Annotated in this window: 9 protein-coding genes and 1 pseudogene; 8 read left to right on the forward strand and 2 right to left on the reverse strand. The window is 61.7% G+C overall.

Going from position 1 to position 17,958, the window contains the following annotated elements; all coding sequences use genetic code 11:
• Nucleotide 1: 1 nt before the first annotated feature.
• From NKJ72_RS16930 to NKJ72_RS16950, 5 genes are all read left to right on the forward strand, one after another.
• Nucleotides 2–739, forward strand: coding sequence for a 4'-phosphopantetheinyl transferase family protein (locus NKJ72_RS16930; RefSeq protein ID WP_352478373.1), 738 nt, complete (start codon nucleotides 2–4; stop codon nucleotides 737–739).
• A 272-nt stretch (nucleotides 740–1,011) separates the two neighbouring features.
• Nucleotides 1,012–10,179 (forward strand): SDR family NAD(P)-dependent oxidoreductase, encoded by a 9,168-nt coding sequence (locus NKJ72_RS16935; RefSeq protein ID WP_352478375.1) that lies wholly within the window; start codon nucleotides 1,012–1,014, stop codon nucleotides 10,177–10,179.
• A gap of 57 nt (nucleotides 10,180–10,236) precedes the next feature.
• Complete coding sequence (locus tag NKJ72_RS16940; RefSeq protein WP_352478377.1) at nucleotides 10,237–11,373, forward strand: efflux RND transporter periplasmic adaptor subunit; 1,137 nt, start codon at nucleotides 10,237–10,239, stop codon at nucleotides 11,371–11,373.
• The gene (locus tag NKJ72_RS16945) at nucleotides 11,370–12,518 is read left to right on the forward strand and encodes an ABC transporter permease (RefSeq protein WP_352478379.1); all 1,149 of its coding nucleotides are present in this window, start codon (nucleotides 11,370–11,372) and stop codon (nucleotides 12,516–12,518) included. Before NKJ72_RS16940 ends, NKJ72_RS16945 begins: the two co-directional genes overlap by 4 nt.
• Complete coding sequence (locus NKJ72_RS16950; RefSeq protein ID WP_352478380.1) at nucleotides 12,518–13,243, forward strand: ABC transporter ATP-binding protein; 726 nt, start codon at nucleotides 12,518–12,520, stop codon at nucleotides 13,241–13,243. Before NKJ72_RS16945 ends, NKJ72_RS16950 begins: the two co-directional genes overlap by 1 nt.
• Before the next feature lie 152 nt (nucleotides 13,244–13,395).
• Here NKJ72_RS16950 and NKJ72_RS16955 read toward each other — a convergent pair whose 3' ends face one another.
• The gene (locus NKJ72_RS16955) at nucleotides 13,396–14,355 is read right to left on the reverse strand and encodes a DMT family transporter (protein WP_352478438.1); all 960 of its coding nucleotides are present in this window, start codon (nucleotides 14,353–14,355) and stop codon (nucleotides 13,396–13,398) included.
• Nucleotides 14,356–14,751: 396 nt separating this feature from the next.
• Here NKJ72_RS16955 and NKJ72_RS16960 point away from each other — a divergent pair, with 396 nt between their 5' ends.
• Both NKJ72_RS16960 and NKJ72_RS16965 read left to right on the forward strand, forming a co-directional pair.
• On the forward strand, nucleotides 14,752–16,101 hold the full coding sequence (locus NKJ72_RS16960) for a PQQ-dependent sugar dehydrogenase (protein ID WP_352478382.1): 1,350 nt from the start codon (nucleotides 14,752–14,754) through the stop codon (nucleotides 16,099–16,101).
• Nucleotides 16,102–16,195: 94 nt separating this feature from the next.
• A pseudogene (locus tag NKJ72_RS16965) lies at nucleotides 16,196–16,374 on the forward strand (FAD-dependent oxidoreductase); the annotation flags it as partial.
• 81 nt (nucleotides 16,375–16,455) lie between these two features.
• Here NKJ72_RS16965 and NKJ72_RS16970 read toward each other — a convergent pair.
• A complete protein-coding gene (locus NKJ72_RS16970) occupies nucleotides 16,456–16,707 on the reverse strand; it encodes a hypothetical protein (protein ID WP_352478384.1) in 252 nt (83 codons plus the stop codon).
• A 583-nt stretch (nucleotides 16,708–17,290) separates the two neighbouring features.
• On the opposite strand from NKJ72_RS16970, the gene NKJ72_RS16975 reads away from it, so the two are divergent.
• Nucleotides 17,291–17,950: a L,D-transpeptidase gene (locus NKJ72_RS16975; protein WP_254817044.1), complete on the forward strand. Its 660-nt coding sequence runs from the start codon at nucleotides 17,291–17,293 to the stop codon at nucleotides 17,948–17,950.
• The last annotated feature ends 8 nt before the right edge of the window (nucleotides 17,951–17,958 follow it).

Here is a 17,958-nt window from a genome sequence, read left to right on the forward strand (position 1 = left end):
GATGAAGCAAAGCGGAGTTGTCTTGCCGCACGGCGGTGGGCGGATGGTGCCGGCTCTCGGGATCGACGTCCATGTGTGGCGGGTTGCTCTCGATGCTCCCCTTTCGCAGTCGGACATGGCCGTGCTCAATCCAGCCGAATTGACCAGGGGCGGACGGTTTGTTTTCGAGCAGGATCAGCGGCGCCATCTGGCAGCTCATGCCGGCTTACGCCGGGTGCTATCCATGTACACCGGCCGAGCGCCGGGAGAGCTCGATCTGCGGGAGACCCCACAGGGAAAGCCGTTCCTTGCGGACGGGCGCCTCGCCTTCAACCTTTCGCATTCGGGGGATCTTGCCCTTGTGGCCGTGGCTGCCGCCGGGCAAGTCGGCGTCGATGTCGAGCGCGTCGCCCCGCGGAGCGGCGAGATGTCCATGGCCCGTTCTCTGTTCGCGCCCGGCGAGATCGCACAACTTGAGTCACTGGCGCCAGAGGCCCGCCGCCTCATGTTCTGCCGGCTTTGGACTTGTCGCGAAGCCGTGCTCAAGGCTGCCGGCGTCGGCCTCGCCGGGGTGGGACTCGAGATTGGGATGGACGGGAGCGGCGAGGCCTATATCCTCTCGCCGCCACTGGAATTGGTTGAACCCCTCAGGCTCATTGAGTTCCGCCCAAGCGCGCACCACGTGGCCGCCGTCGCCTGGAGTGCACGCAGTCCTCAGGTCGTCGCACGCCGCTTCGATTTCGACTTGGGATTGCGTTGACGCTCCGGAACGGGCCTCGGGGAACGCCTGTTTTTGGCGACGAGGATCGAGCGGACGGGTTCTCTTCAAAAGCAGCCACATCGGCCTAAAAACTAATCAAATTGGCCTAAAAAGTAATCAAATCGGCTTAAAAGACACATTTTGCGATAAAAATGCTAACCTGGCGAGTTTTGCTCTTGGAGCTTCGTTAGGACATGCACTTAAATACGCCGTGACTTTAAGTGCGCCGTGGGTTGGGCAACCCACGGTGTATACTAGGCGGGGGTCTGGGCATGAACATTCATCGTGGGGGCGATGCCCCTCAGCAGGTCATTGAGTCAACACAGCCAATCGCAGTTATCGGAATTGGTTGCCGGTTTCCTGGAGGAATCCAGGACGCGGACTCGTACTGGAACTTTCTCCTGGAGAAGAACTGCGGCATCGTCGATATCCCGGCGGATCGATGGAATGTCGATGCTTTCTATGATCCGGAGCCCGATGCCCGGGGAAAGATGCGGACGCGCTGGGGTGGGTTTCTTGCCAGCGACGTTTTCGGCTTCGACCCGAGTTTCTTCGACATGTCGCCCCGCGAGGTGACAACGATGGACCCGCAGCAGCGCCTGGCGTTGCAAGTGGCCTTCGAGGCCGTCCAGGATTCCGAACGCACATTGGCCGACCTGCGCCGCGGGCGCACCGGCGTGTTCATCGGAATCTCGACCAACGATTTCGCGCAGAACCTGCGCCGCGGACGTGTCGGTGGTGGGGATATTTTTGCCGGCACCGGTTCGGCGTTCTCGATCGCGGCCAACCGAATATCCCACCGTTTCGATCTGAAAGGGCCGAGTATCGCCGTCGACACGGCATGCTCGTCGGCGCTCGTTGCCATCGACCAAGCGGTGCGCCACCTGAGCACCGGCACCTGTGAGACGGCGCTCGCCGGCGGCGTCAACTGCATGCTCGATCCAGGTCCGTTTATCGCATTCTCCAGCGCCAACATGCTTTCGCCGACCGGCGGTATCTACACCTTCGACGAAAGGGCGGACGGGTTCGTGCGCGGCGAAGGCTGCGGTTTCGTTTTGCTGAAGCCTCTTGAGCGGGCAATTGCCGACGGCGACCGGATCTATGGCGTGATCCGTCATTCGATGGTCAATCAGGACGGGTATACGCCCACCCTGACCTCGCCGAGCGGGGAAGCACAGCAAGCGATGCTGGAGGCGCTGGTGGAAGGCGCCGCCATCGATCCGGCCGATGTCGACTATGTCGAGGCCCATGGGACAGGCACGCCGGTCGGCGATCCAATCGAGGCGGCTGCCATCGGCCGCGTGTTCGGTGTGAATTCACGGTCAAAGCCGGCCTATGTCGGATCGTTCAAGCCCAATCTCGGCCACCTCGAATCAGCGTCCGGTATTGCGGGTTTCATCAAGACGGTGCTGACGGCGGGAAAGGGCATCGTGCTGCCGAACCGGAATTTCGAGCGCCCGAATCCGAGCATTCCGTTCGACGCGCTCAACATCGCTGTAGCAACGACGCCGACGCCGATCGACCATCACGGCCGGCCGGTCCTGGCCGTCGTCAACTCCTTCGGCTTTGGCGGCACCAATGCCTCCATCGCAGTGGAAGGATGGCGGGGGTTGTCCGCGAACGCCAACCGTGCGCCAAGGCCCGTGATAGCCGGCCATCCGATAGCCGTCCCGATCTCGGCCGGCAGCACGGCCGGACTGGAACTGTGGGCAGGCCGTCTGGCCGATGCGCTGGAGGAGGGGGGCTCCCTTGCGAAGACCCCGGTCGAAGACATCACCGCCCATTTGAGCAGCACGCGCGATAACTTCGCGCAACGGGCGGCGCTCATCGTCGAGCCGGAGCGTGCCGCGCTCCAGGCCCAACTGCGCGCATTAGCTAAGGGAGCCATCGAGCAAAGCGTGGAAGGGCCGACCATCATCACCGGGAGGGCATCCAACCGTCGGCTCGCCATCGCCTTCTCGGGCCAGGGCGGCCAGTGGTGGGCCATGGCGCGCCGCCTGTTGAAGGAAGACCGTGCGTTTCGCCGAACCGCCGAGATGTTCGACGAGGTGCTGCGTCCGATGGTCGGCTGGTCGACCGTCGAGGAGATGCTGCGGGACGAGACGAAGACCCGCATCAACGATGCCGACGTTACCCAGGCATCCATCTTCACCACGCAGATATCCCTCTACGAGCGCTGGACAAAGGCCGGCGTGCGGCCTGAGCTTCTGATCGGCCACAGCTTCGGCGAGGTCGCGGCCACCTACGTTTCAGGTATCATCGATATCGAGACGGCGGCTCGCATCATTGCCAAACGCGGCCTCATCCCGCTGAAGAGCGAGCGGCGCGGTGCAATGGCCACGATAGGGCTGACGGTCCATCAACTCGAACCTTTGCTGCCCGGTGACGAAAGCGTTGTCATTGCCGCCTACAACGGCCCGATCGCGCAAACGATTTCCGGCATGGAGGACGCGGTGCTTGGCGTACTGGCCAAGGTCGCGGAAGCCTATCCCGATGCGACGGCCCGCCGGATGACCATGGATTTCGGATGGCACAGCGCGCATCTGGAAGACTGCAAGGAATGGTTCCTCGGCGAGCTGGGTCCGGTCGCCTGGAAAGAAGGCCGTCTGCCGATCATCTCGACCGTCACCGGCATATTCGAGACGAAGTTCGACGCCGACTACTGGTGGGCCAATTTGCGCCAACCCGTCAGCTTTACCAGGGCCTTGGATTTCACCCTCGATTTCGGCATCAATACTTTCCTGGAAATAGGTCCGCACCGCACGCTGACGCCGCTCATCCGAGGCATCTCGCAGGAGCGCGGGGTAGACGCCGCCGCGGTGAACTCGCTCGATCGCAAAACTGACGATTTCTGGACGCTGGCGCGGGCCGAGGGCAGCCTTCATGTTGCCGGCGTCGAATTCGACCGGCCGAAATCGTTGAGTGGCCACGTGGCCGTTCCCAAGTTACCCTGGAACAACCAGCGCCTGCTGAATACATCCGAGGAGACCAAGAACTTCCTGTTCGAGGCACCCCGGCACGCACTGCTTGGATGGCGCGACTTCACTGCGGCGCCGTCCTGGACGAACGAAATCACGCTCAGAGGCTTCAAATTCCTGGCTGACCATCGGGTCAGCGGCGATTGCCTCTTCCCGGCCGTCGGTTACATCGAAATCATGGGGGCCGCACTGCGCGACCATTTCGGCTCTGAGTCCGTGGAACTGCGTGATTTCAAACTGTACGAAGCGCTTTCCATCGCGGAGGACGACGTCGTACTGTTTACGACGACGTTCGATCCGGTCGGTAGCAGGCTGCGCATCGCCACGTTCCATCGAGGTTCGGAAGATGGCTGGAGGACGCGTGCCGAAGCTTATGGCTTCAGCCACAAATATGAACTTGCACCAGCTCCCGCCGACCTCCTGCTGGATCGCCCGAACCTGGTCGAAAAGACGGAATTCTACCGTCTCGCCGAACGGCACGGGCTTGAATACGGTCCCTATTTCCAGTCGGTGAACGCACTCGACATTGTCGGCGACCGCCTGGTTGCCAGGCTGTCAAGCAAGGATCCCAACTTGGCGAAGCAGTATTTCGCCTTCCCCGGATTGCTGGACGCGGTGCTCCAGGCCGGCATCGGCCTGGCTTCGCATCGAGACGGCGTGTGGGTTCCAGGTGAACCGCTGCCGCCGGCTAATGAAGACAAGGCCCAGTATCAGTTGCGCCTGCCAACCGGCGCCCGCAAGATCCTGCTGGGCGCTCCTTTGACGCCCGAGGTGATCGTCGACATCCAGCCGGGTCCCGACCCGTACTCGATGCGGTTCAGCGTGTTCTCGCCGGAAGGGCAGCCGCTCATCGTTCTCGACAACCTTCAGACAAAGGCGTTGGGGAAGGTCAGGGGCAGCAGGGCCAAGCAAGGTACCGGCTCGGGATCCAGTGTTTTCGAGGAGCATTTCGAGAAGCAGGAAGCCAAACCGGCAGCGCCTTCATTGCGTTGCGCCCACTGGCTGGTGGTGGGTGATGGAACGCAGCGCCTCGAAGCGACATTGGCGGAGTTGGTTAGCCGCGGAGCGACGGTCGAGGTCGCAAACCCCGCGCCGTTCCTCAACCTCGATGCGGATGAAGCGCTCTCCACGATCCGGGCATTCATGACCAAATCGGGTGGGACAGGTGGCATCCTGTTCAGCGCCGCCACCCCCGAAAAACTCGACGACAAAGCAGGCGGGGACGAGCTCCTCGCCAGGATCACGCCTATCGTGCACCAATTGATCACGCTTGGAAAAGTCATCGACCGGCTGCACAGTTCGTCCGAACAGCGGCCCGAACTGGTTGTCGTCACGTCCGGCAGCCGGCTTGTGCAAGGTGACCAGCCGATGAGCCTTTCAGGCCTGAGTGAGAGCGCCTTGATCGGCATTGCTCGCACAATGGCAAACGAGTTCAAAGGTTTGGGCATCCGCCTTATCGATGCGGATCCCACATCGCTGCAGTCGGGGGTGAGCATTTCGGGTGCCGTGCTGGAGGAAACCGCAGAGACGGAATTCGTCCTGCGCGGCGCCGAACGCTATGTCCCGCGGCTGGAGCAACTGGCTTTGCACGAAGTGGCGCCCTTGCGGCGGACGCTGGAGACCGCGCGGGATTCTTCCAACTTCGCCGTCACAATGACGGGGCCTGGCACCATCGACAACATCGTACTACGCGAAATCGCCGATCCCGAATTGGCGCCAGACGAGGTCATGGTCGAGGTCGCCGCGGTCGGACTGAACTTCCGCGACATCATGGCGGCCACCAGCATCTTGCCGGACGAGTTGGAGAATGACGAGGCATACTGGCGCAATCTCGGGCTGGAGTTCGCCGGCACCGTCCGCAGGGTCGGCGAACGGGTGACCAATCTCAAGCACGGCGATCGCATCATGGGCATGGGCAAGGGCTACCTCAGACGCTTCGCCAAGCTCCGGGCGGATCTCGCCATGCGCGTACCCGATGGTATTGATCTGATCGAGGCCGCGACCCTCCCGACAGCCTTCCTTACCGCTCACTACGCTCTCAAACATATCGGCCGATTGGCACAGGACGAAACCGCGCTGATCCATCTGGCTTCGGGTGGTGTCGGGCTCGCCGCCATCCAGGTCGCGCATGATGTGGGGGCTCGAGTCTTCGGCACCGCAGGCAGCGACACAAAACGCGCCTTCCTGAAGACATGGGGCGTGGATGAGGTCATGAACTCGCGCGCTCTCGATTTCGCCGACGAGGTGCGTTCCTTGACGCGTGGCCGCGGCGTCGACGTGGTGCTGAACGCGCTGTCTGGCAACGGCATCGACAAGAGCCTGGAGTGCCTGGCGCCCTTCGGCCGGATGGTCGAAATCGGCAAGCGCGATCTCGCCGACGACAAGCCCATCGGGCTTCGCTCGCTTTATCGCAACAACGCCTATTCGGTCATCGATCTCTCGACGCTTCCCGTCGAGAAGGAGAGCCTCTTCAGACAATTGCTGGCGGAGGTGGAGGCTAAGGTTGCCGCCGGCGTCTATAAGCCGCTGGAGGCGACCCGCTTCCCGGCATCGCGCGCGGCGGAAGCCATGCGCATGCTTTCGCGAGCGCTGCACATCGGCAAGGTGATCGTCACTTTCGACGAACCTTCCGTGGACATCGAACTTGACCTAGGCGCACAGTTCGCCGTCTCCGCTCAGGCTTCCTACCTCGTCACCGGTGGGCTCAAGGGATTTGGCGTTGCGATCGCCGAGTGGCTCAGTCAGAAAGGCGCGGGAACCATCATCCTTGCCAATCGAAGCGGTGTTCCAGATGCCGAAGCGGCTGTGGCTATCGAGATCATGGAGCAACGTGGCACGCGCATTGTTCGCGCCGCTCTGGACGTGACCGATGCCACTGCCGTCGGCAGGCTGATCGGCGAATATGCTGGGGGTGACGCTCCTTTGCGCGGCATCGTGCATGGCGCCGCGGTGATCGAGGACGCTTTCGTCTCGCAGCTCGATGCAGGCAAGATCGACCGTGTGCTGAGGCCGAAGATAGCCGGCGGGTGGAACTTGCACGTCGCCGTTGTCGAACACGATATCCCGCTGGATTTCTTCGTGAATTTCTCTTCGATCGCGCAGGTTATCGGTTCGTCTGGGCAGGCCAACTACACAGCGGCCAACTCTGTTTTGGACGCAATCGCCACGTACCGCAGGGGTCGCAACCTGGCCGGCTCGTCCACCGCCTGGGGCATGATCGCCGGCAGTGGATTCGTTGCCAGGTCGGAAGCAATGACCAACTATCTCGATAGCGTAGGCATCAAGCCGGTTCAGGATTCTGAAGCGGCGGCGGCCCTGTCCTATCTTGTGCGCGCCAGATCGGAGAATCTCGGCTTTGCGAATATCGACTGGGCTGCGATCGCACGCACGAACCCCGGCGCAGCGACGAATCCGAGGATTTCGTCGCTGCTTGGAGACAGAACCGGAGGGCGGTCTCGCATTCAGGCCGAGCTTGCAGCCGCGCCGCGCGAGGCGTGGGACGACCTGCTCGCCGACATGATCCGGCGCGAAGTGGCGAAAGTCCTCAAGGTCGAGGCAAGCGCCTTGGCGGATGACCGCAAACTCAGTGAGCTCGGTCTCGACTCCCTCTCATCGTTCGAACTGAAAAACCGCGTCGAGGCTCAGGTCGAAGTCGACATCCCTGTCGCCAAGTTCCTGCAAGCGCCGACGATCGCGGGACTGTCGCGCCTCGTTGCTTCCGCTTTTGAGGCGAAGCTGAAGGCGTCCGCCTTGCAGGTCCTGGCCGCACAAGCGAGTTCCGATGGCGTTGCAGCGCAGGAAGCCTTCCGGCCTCTTGGCCGCCAGGTCAATGCGATGATGCTGGATGGACTGCCGATGTCGTCGGCGGTCGCAAAGGCGGACAATCAGATCCTGGTCGAGACGAGTATTGAGCCTGGCGTGTCGCTGGCCGCGCTTGCGACAAGATTGGCGCGACTGGTCGAGCGACACGACGCGCTCCGGATGACCGGTGCGATATCGGCGTCCGGCGCCGTGGAGATCGGCTTCGAGGCTCAACCGATTGTTGAAGTGCTTTCGCCGGGCGGTCGTTTGGGCGATGTGGCGCTGCCTGGTCCGCTATGGCGGATCGGCGCGTGGCAGCGGCAGGATGGCGGTCACGAGCTACAAATCCGGGCTCATCGCGCGGCTGCGGACACGTTGTCGGTTCATCTTTTGCTTGCGCAGCTTGTGCAAGGCGAAGCAGAAGCGGTCGAAGCAGGGCCTAGTTTTACCGACTATGCGCGCACAGCTCATCCGATGCCCGGATCGAGCGAGTATCGTCGCGACCTCGCCTATTGGAAGGAGATACTTCACCACGCGCCTGCGATCGCACCGATCCCCGGCCGCAGTCGTGCCGCGTCTCCCGTCGGTATGGGAACCAACAGGGGCCGTGTCGGGTTGCTGGAGATCACGCTTCCAGCAGCAGCATTCGCATCGGGATCGGAGTTGACGGCCGCGCGCTTTCTGGCCGCCTATGCCAAGGCCTTGGCAAGCCGCCTCTCGCTCCAATCAATCGTCGTCGACCGCTGGTATAGCGAGCGCGGGCAGGGAGCACCAAGCGGATTGATAGGCCCCTTGGATGGGTCCTATCCGATTGTCCTGCGAGCCATGAATGAACTCGGTTACGATCTGCTGAGGAAGGTCGAGCGTGCCGACGCAAACGGCCACGCGCATCGGTCAATGGATACGTCGTCTCTGGAACTGGCGCTCGAAGAAGATCTGCGCATTCGCCATGTTTCGCTGCGCCAATTCGGCTTCGCTTTTCTCGACCGTAGTCAAGTTACGGCGCTCGCCGCCTTGGACCATCCTCTCTATGCGATCCCCGCATCCGCGCACGAGATACAATTGTCCGCAGCGACCAGCGAAGCCGGCGTTGTCTGCCGGCTGACCGTGGATCTCGACGTCGTCGAAGAAGCAGCAGCGCGGTTGCTACTCGATCAGTTTCTCGACGAGCTTTCCTCCGAGCTCGAAACGTCAGGCCGCCTGGTGCCCATCGCAATGGGCTGGAGTCTGCGCGAGTGGTCTGGTCAGCCGAGTGGAGGCCAGGATGTCGAGCGCTCACCGCTCAACGGCGTGCCCAACGTCGAAAGAGAGATAGCAGTAACTAGCACGCAATTGGGATTACTGCGTTTCCAGGAACATCCAGACGCGACTTCGCATGCGCGTGCCGCATTCATTGTAAGCAAGGAGTTCAAGATCCGGCCGCAAATGGACGCCGATCGTCTCAGACGGGCGATCGAAACGGTCATGGCGCGACACGAGGTGATGCGTACCCGGTTCTTCCGCAAGGGGGCTAGATACGGCGCGTATCTGGAAAGGACCCCGACCGATTTCTTCAGGGTCGAGCAAGTCGCCGACGAATCCGAAGCGTTAGAGCGCGCAACCGAACTCGCGCAGGAAGGCATAGATATCCAGGCGCCGATGTTCCGGGTCACCGTCATCCGGTTCGGCTCCGAGAGCGACCTTATCGTCGCCAAGGCACATCATCTCGTTATTGACGGCTATTCCCTCGGCCTCATCGTCGAGGAAACAGTCAAGGCTTATCTCGGCCTGCCTCTTGATCCGGTGGAAATGAGTATCGACCGATTCATCCGGGATTTCGACCATGTCGGAAAACCCGGTTCGTTCGAACGGCGAGACGCATTCCTGCGCAAGGTATTCGCCGAGCCCTTGCCGCAAATTCCCAATCTCGGGCGCAAGGCGAAAGGCCGGCGGACGAATGTCAACCTGATCGATTGCAGCCTTAGCGAGGACGTGACGCTCTCGATAGCCAGCGACCAGCAGGATGCGCTGCGCAAGCGTGCCAGGGCAGCCGGCACGACGGAAACGGCCATGATCATCGCGGCCTTTGCGCAGACCATCGGGGCGCGCGGCGGCGTGGACGATATAGTGATGCAGGTTCCAGCAGCCTTGCGCCACGACCGGCGGCTGGAGAACTATGTCAATTTCGTCGCCTCGGACGTCCCCGTGCGTGCGCGGCTGTCGCGGTTCGAGACAATCGAAGCGCTAGCCGGTTCGCTCGGAGAAGGGATCGAAGAGGCTATCCAGTTCGCGCCCTTCATGGATTCGAACTACTTCGGAGACGTGCATGACGAAGTCGTGGCCAAGGGCTCCTATACCTCCCTCTTCGTCGCCGGCACCCAAACAGTCGACAGATGGACACGCGCCACACAGTCGGCCCCGCTTCAAAGGGCCCATGCCAGTGGCGAACTTGATCTCGGCATGTTCAAAGTGACGCCCCTGCCTGACATGCGACGAGAAAAACCACGTACCAGCGAGATGGATCTGCGTACCTTTCCGACCGCGAACGGTCTTGGTCTGACCTTGATATTCGACCAATTGGGCTATGACCGTGCAGAAGCAGAAGATATCCTGAGGGAAGTCATCGAACGGCTGTTGGCTGGGCAACCGGCGGTCGATGCAGCCGAGCAGGCGGCGATATAGTGATGCGTCGATTCAGGGTCAGCGGGGCCGGTGGAAGCCGGTGCAGGTAAAAGGCACGTGATTCGCTTCATCTTAATCTTGTTTGCCGTTCTGGCGGCAGTCGGGCTTTTTTCTGGTTGGTATATCTGGCCTGCTCAGGTGGAGTCCTATGTCGCCCAGCGAAGGCTGATCGCGCGTGAAATCGCCGGACCCGGCCTCCTTGGTGCAACCAACCAGGTCGTCGTGACGGCAAGGATCCAGGCATTCCTGGCCGACGTTCGCGTCGACCGGAATGACGAGGTAAAGACCGGCGATATCCTCGCCACGCTAAACGCGACTGAAATCGAGTATCAGCTTGCCGCAGCGGTCGCCAACGACCGGGCCGCTGCGGAGAGCGTGCGCGAGGCCGAATTGGAGCGTGACCGGCTGGTTATCGCCGCCCGTACTGCAAAGGCAGATCTGGATCGCAGGAAGAGCCTGCTCGCCAGCAAATCGATTTCTCAGGCCGAGTTCGACCTCTTCGAAGGCACCCAGAAGCAAGCCGAGGCCGCATTGGCGCGAGCGACCGCTAGCATCGAGCGCGCAAAGGCCCAGGCCGCGGCCGCCTCCGCCGAGGTCGAGCAGATACGGAGCCGTTTCGGCGAAACCTCGATACGCTCGCCTGTCAATGGGGTGGTGGTTTCCCGCAGCCGCACGGTGGGAGACCTGCTTTCTCCGGGCGTCGAACTGATGCAGATCGTCGACCCGACGTCATTGCTGGTCATGGCACGCTTCGACGAATCCGCGATGGGGTCGCTTCGGCCGGGGCAAGTAGCCAAAGTCACCTTCTCATCGGATCCGCAACGGCCCTACGCTGCTTCCATTGCGCGGATCGGCCGGCAGGTCGATCAAGAGACGCGCGAGTTCACGGTCGATCTTAAATTGCGCGAGGTGCCGGCGAACTGGGCTGTGGGTCAGCGTGCAAGCGTCACCATCCAAGCGGAATCGCCGTCACCGGGCATTGCGGTGCCACAGCGGTTCCTGGCGAGAAACCAGGGACGGGTGGGTCTTTGGATTGCACATGACGGGCGGGCCTATTGGGCTCCTGTTTCGCTGGGCTACTCCAGCGGCACCGATATCGAGATCACGCGCGGCCTAAAGGTCGGCGATGTCGTGCTCAGTCCGACAGGCCGCTTCCAGTACCAAGCGGTTAACCTCCAGGCATTGAGCAGGTGAATCTCGCGGTCAAAGATATCAGGCATAACCTGCTGAGGTTCATCCTGACCGTTTTCGGCGTCGGCCTGCTGATGGCGGCGACGATCGGCATGCTGGGCATGTATCGCGGCATCGTCTACGAAGCCTTGATCGTGATCGACGGCATTGGTGCCGACCTCTGGGTCGTCGAAGGGGGAAAGTCCGGACCGTTCGCCGAATCCTCCGCCGTACCGGCCAATCTCGATCGCCGCGTGGCCGGTGTGGCCGGTGTGGCGGCAACGCGGCGGTTCATCCAATACAACCAGCAGTTCGAAATTGACGGGCTTCCGCTGCGAATGTCCGTCACTGGTGTGGACTATCCAAGCGACAGTGGCAGCTGGATACCGTTGATCGCCGGCCGGTACTTCCAATCAAATCGCTACGAGGCCATAGCCGACAAGACTTTAGGCCTGGTTGTGGGTGACGAGATCCGGCTTGGACGAGATAGCTATACGATTGTCGGCGTGTCAGCCGGGCAGGTCGACATGGGTGGCGACGGATTGTTGTTCGTCACCATCCCGGACGCGCAGGTCATCAACCGACTGCTGCCCAGCGAGGCGATCCTCCTCAACCGTGCGGCCAAGGGCAAGACGCGCATGGGTCTCGGCGACGAGACCGGAAGTGTCGCTGCGGTCATCGTCGAAACTCTCCCGGGCGCTGACAAGGAGGTCGTGCGTGACTCGATCAAACGCTGGGGCGACGTCGAGGTCCTCACGCAGCAGGACCAGGAAACGCTTCTACTGGACGGCCGCCTCGGCAAGCTCCGCGTCCAGATCCTGGCTTTCACGACGATGACGCTGCTGATCTGCTGCGCCGTCATAGCACTGACCATCTATACGATGACAATCGAGAAGGTCGCGCAGATAGCACTTCTGAAGCTGATCGGCGCCCGTGACCGGGTGATCATCGGCATGATTGCGCAGCAGGCGGGGTTGATCGGCTTTTGCAGCCTCGTTCTGGCCATAGCCATCTCGTTTACGATCTATCCGAGATTTCCGAGAACTGTGCTGATGACCGAATCCGATCTTGGCGTGTTGTCGTTCGTGCTGATGGCACTCAGCCTTGCGGCCAGCTGGTTTGCGATTCGTCGCGCGCTCGCGGTCCGTGCACAGGAAGTGTTGGCCTGATGTCGAAGCGCCGCCTCGCCACGCTGGAGGTTCGGAACGCCAGCAAGGTCTACGAGAGCGGCGGCTCGCCGGTCACCGCGTTGGCGGCAGGTTCGCTGACCTTGAGCCCCGGCAGTGTTACCGGTATCGTCGGGCCCAGCGGCTCCGGCAAGACGACGCTGCTGATGATCGCCGGTCTGCTGGAGACACCGACAACGGGAGAGGTCCTGTTCGACGGCAAGGTGATTTCGCGTCCCGGTGCGAAGCTCAACGAGCTACGGGCCTTCAGGCGGACCCATCTTGGGTTTGTGTTCCAGAAAGCGAACCTGATCCCCTTTCTCACGGCCGCCGAAAACATTGCCATCGCCATGCAGGTCAATGATGTCGGTCGCCAGCAGGCGCAGGCGCGAGCCAGCCGGCTTCTCGCCGCGTTGGGCATCGAACATCGCGGCTCCAATTATCCTTCCCAACTTTCCGGCGGCGAACAGCAGCGCGTTTCAATCGCCAGGGCCTTGGCAAACGATCCCACCGTTATTCTAGCCGACGAACCTACCGCCGCACTGGATGGTACACGGGCGGAGATGGTGATGAAGGTTTTCAGGCATCTGGCGGACAGCCGCAATGTCGCGATCTGCGTTGTGACCCACGATACGCGCTGGAAGACGTATTTCGATTCGATGCTCGAGCTCGAGGATGGGCGGGCACGAGAGCCGTCTCCCTTTGGCATGATGGCTGAACGGCATTGATCACCGCTCGACGCGGCCATGGCGCGGTATTCCCGCAGAGAAGATGTTATGGCGATCCAACACGCGCCGCCTTCAATGTCATGGGCTGCACCGGCCGAAAGGACTGTCAAAGACTTACGAGTTGCTGGCCGAAGCGGCGGTGCTGAGGTTCACTACGCGACACGCACCGTGCGCTGCCTCGGCTTGATCGCGGTGGCGAGCAGCAGGCCGGCGATGATGAGGGCGGCGCCGGCGAGATCGTAGTCGTGCAAGCTTTCGCCGAGGAACAGATAAGCGAGAACGGCGACGAAGGCGGTCTGCAGATAGAGCAGCATGCTGGCGCGCCCGGCGCCAAGCGTCTCGACGCTACGGTTGTAGAGATAGTACATCAGGGCGCCGCCCGGGCCAGCAACATAGGCGAGGGCCAGCAGGCCGTTCGCATGCAGCGCCGAACGATCCCCGGAAAACAGTTCCCAGAGATAAAGGGGCAGTGCGGCCAGCGCGCCGGCTCCCAGCAGCAGGACCACCATCGGCAGAAGCTCGATAGCGAATTTGGCGCGACGCAGCAGCACGGTGTAAAGGCCCCAGCAAAAGGCGCTGCCGACGATCCACAACTCGCCGGGATTGAATTGCAGCTGCATCAGCGCGGCAAGGTCGCCGCGCGCCACGATCACCACCATCCCGGCCAGAGCGACCAGCGCTCCAAGCGCTTTCCAGACACCGAGGGGCTCGCCGAGCACGAAGCGGGCAAGCACCATCGTCATGATCGGCGACAGCGCCATGATGATGCCGGCGGTTGTCGCGTTGGTGTAGTTGAGGCCCGTGTAGATCATGCCCTGACACAAGGTCAGCCCGATGGCGCCGATGACCAGCACCTCGATCACCCGGGAATGGATCAGCACGAGCATCGCCCCGTGATGACGATGGACGATAGGCAGCAGGATCGCGCAGGCAAGCGTCAGCCGCCAGAAGCAGAGCGCCCAGGGCGGCATCTCGGGGGCAACCCACTTGGCGGCGATATAGACGCCGGCCGACAGGAGCCAGCAGAGCGTCGCGAGGGAATAGGCGAGCGGAAGTGATGCGCCGGGTGTCGCCTTCGCTACACTTGGATGTGCTATCGGCAGCGATTGGATATCCGTCTCCTCCCATCGCAGACTTTAGCAGATTTGCAGCGCCTTGCTAAGCAGCGACAACAGCTGTTTCACCAGCCAGTGCAATCGGTGGGTCATTGTGGGTCCCGCCGTTCACGGTCTCGTTCCATTCCAACGCATGTTGGCCCATGAGCAACTCGATACCGAAAAGCGCAAGCCGTATCGATTTCGCGCGATACGAATGTGAGATTCATATCGCGCGACAGATATTCGGGCGGTTGCCACAATCTCCTCGCGCCATATTTCTACCGAGAGCAGATCTGTCGCGAATTCCTGGCCCTCGGATCACGCGCCGCTGTTTCGAAGCAATTGGAAGAATAAGCCACTGACTTCCGTTTGCACAAAGAGCGCGACACAGATCCATGCGGAGGACGTCCGATGCATGCCGGCTTCCGAGGAAGCGTACTCGTGGCGGTATTGGGAGCCGTCATGGCGAGCTGCGTCGGTATTCCGGCGCAAAAAACCGGGCCGGCGCAAAAAACCGGGGCAATAACCGGCTATGGCCCCAACCCCACCTTACCGAAACCAAGACCGACGCTGATCCCGACTGTTAACATCGCCGAGGCGAAAGGCTGGCAGAAAGAAGGTATGCCGACCCCGGCGAAGGGGCTGACAGTGAACGCCTTCGCCACCGGCCTCGACCATCCGCGCTGGCTGCATGTGCTTCCGAACGGCGACGTGCTGGTTGCTGAGACCAATGCCCCTGCCAAGCATGACGAAGGCTTTAGTCTCAGAAAGGTCTTCATGGACCTGGCTATGAAGCGGGCCGGCGCCGCGACCAAAAGTGCTAACCGCATCACGCTCCTGCGCGACACAGATGGCGATGGCATTGCGGATGTGCGCACGACGTTCGCGGGAGGCCTCAATTCGCCCTTCGGCATGACGCTGTCCAAAGGCAAGCTCTTTGTCGCGAATACCGACGCGCTCGTCGCTTTCCCCTACTCCAACGGCCAGACCCGAGCCGGCACGTCGCCGGAAAAGATCATCGACTTGCCGGCCGGGGACCTCAACCATCATTGGACCAAGGACGTGATCGCAAGTCCCGATGGACGCAAGCTCTATGTCACCGTTGGTTCCAACAGCAACGTTGGAGAAAACGGCATAGCCGCGGAGAAGAACCGCGCGGCTGTCCTTGAAGTGGATCGGTCGAGCCGTCGTACTCGGGTCTTCGCCTTGGGCCTGCGCAACCCGAACGGGCTCTCCTGGAATCCTGAAACTGGCGAGCTTTGGGTCGCCGTGAACGAGCGTGACGAGATCGGCGACGACCTCGTGCCGGATTACATGACCTCGGTTCGTGACGGCGCCTTCTATGGCTGGCCCTACAGCTACTACGGACAGAACGTCGACGAACGCGCCAAGCCGCAGCGCCCCGATCTCGTGGCGACGGCGGTCAAGCCCGACTACGCACTGGGCTCTCATACCGCCTCGCTGGGACTGACCTTCTCCAAAGGCGCCCGGCTCGGTCCGGCCTACGGCAACGGCGCCTTCGTCGGCCAGCACGGCTCTTGGAACAGAAGCGTGCATAGCGGCTATGAGGTGATCTTCGTGCCGTTCCGTGGTGGCAAACCGAGCGGTCCTCCGACAGATGTGCTCACTGGCTTCATCGGGCGTAATGGCGAGGCGATGGGCCGTCCGGTCGGCGTAGCTATCGATCAGACTGGCGCACTGCTCGTCGCCGATGACGTCGGTAATGTCATCTGGCGGGTCCGCCGGGCGAATGGCCGTTGAGCGCAGGTGCCTTTCTGAGTCCAACCTCAGCCTTCGGCTACAGCGCCACGCCCGATATGACTTTCAGTCGGCTGCGACTCGATGCAAATGCCAGGTGACGACACCGCGTCTGCCGCATGTCGGTCGCTACGGCGAGGTCTATTTTGCGCATGGCTATTCGGGCAAGGGGTGATCCTGTCGACGCTGCCGTTCCCTGGCGGCACGGCGCTGAGCGGCCCGCTCCACGTGCTCGGCATGCTTTGGTACGCACTGCGCGACCGCATCAAACATTGAGCGCAGGCAGTGGCAACTTCTGTCCCGCAGGATCAAGCCTGCGTAGCCTGCACGTCGATAGACTTGCCTGCTTTTCCGCAGCTAATAGATCGATATGATTGCAGGATTAACCATTTCATAGCCCAGGCGCGGCTCCGATTTGCCTTTCGAAATCCCGCTGGAGACAGTTCCGGTTGAACTGCGATCCAGCTTTGTTTCCCTGGTTTTCTTGATCGTGCTGCGCGACAGGTCGGCGCAGGCCGACGCTGTGTTGACCACCCTCTTTTTCTCGTGCGCAACGGCGACGGTGGATACGGCAATCACCATTGCCGCACAAATAATCGCCAATCTCATTGATTTCTCCCTTAGAGCACCGCAAACGTGTGGTCGACTGCCTTGAAACGCAGGCGAAGACGATACTCGCGCCTGGCCGATCCATACGGCTTCCGACTGCCCAAGAATGTGACTACATTAGCTGTAGCGCAAGTAACCATTTCGGACTAGGCAACGGGTTCACCCTTCGACGGAAAGCGGCTGAGCTGCCGACGAAAAAGCAGGCGTTTTAGCCGTTTCCGCCGCCGAGCGCCTTCTGAGAGCGATGCAGTCGATCGCGATGGAATGCGGCTATGCAGGAGGCTGGCAGAATAGAGCGACCGCTCTGCTTCGAGCGCAACGCTCGCCGGCCAGAGGCTCGGAATCACCAAAGTCGACGACGGGATTTGGCTCGTCTCCGTCATGCACATTCGTGCTCAACGCTAACTGGGCGCAGCTTCGTTGCGGCACCGGCGGGCGCGTACAGCGGAGTGCTGGAATGGCAGCTATTCACCTCCCGCCAGTCCGCTTCCGGCGGACTGCAGCAACGCGGCATTTTCCACTTTGAGGCGAAGTAATTCTCAACTATGGTTGAGCTAGGCTTTTGGCATGGGGGATATTGCCGATGGTTTTGTCACGCAGGGGTGTCGTGCTCGGCGGCCTGGCGCTGGTCGCGGTGGGTGCAACCAGCAATATTGCTCAAGCCGCGGCGGCAAAATCCTTTTTCGCGGGTACCGCCAGCGACAACAATTTTGTCTATCGCAAGACCAACTTCGCCAAGATCGACAAGAGATGGCATCGCCAGATCGTCAAGTATTTCAGCAGCGAGCCGGTCGGCACCGTCGTGGTCGATACCCGCCACCATTTCCTCTACGTCATCATGGAAAACAAGACCGCCATCCGCTACGGCGTCGGCGTCGGTAAGGACGGCTTCAAATGGTACGGCCGCGCGACGATCGACCGCCGCGCGCTGTGGCCGGATTGGGTCCCGCCCCCCGAAATGCGTAAGCGCAGGCCGGAACTACCGCCCATGATCGCAGGCGGCGCGTCCAACAATCCGCTCGGGCCGCGCGCGCTCTATCTGCACCGCGACGGCGCTGACACCGGCTACCGCCTGCATGGCACGCTTGAGCCATGGAGCATCGGCACCGACGCTTCCAGCGGCTGCATCCGCATGTTCCCGGAAGACATCATCGACCTCTACCAGCGCTGCCCGATCGGCACCGCGGTGCAGGTCCTGCCGCACATCGCCGACCAGGCGCCCGCTTCCACCACTGTCGAATGATTGGCGCC

This window comes from Mesorhizobium sp. M0045, from assembly GCF_040323385.1.
Classification (GTDB): domain Bacteria; phylum Pseudomonadota; class Alphaproteobacteria; order Rhizobiales; family Rhizobiaceae; genus Mesorhizobium.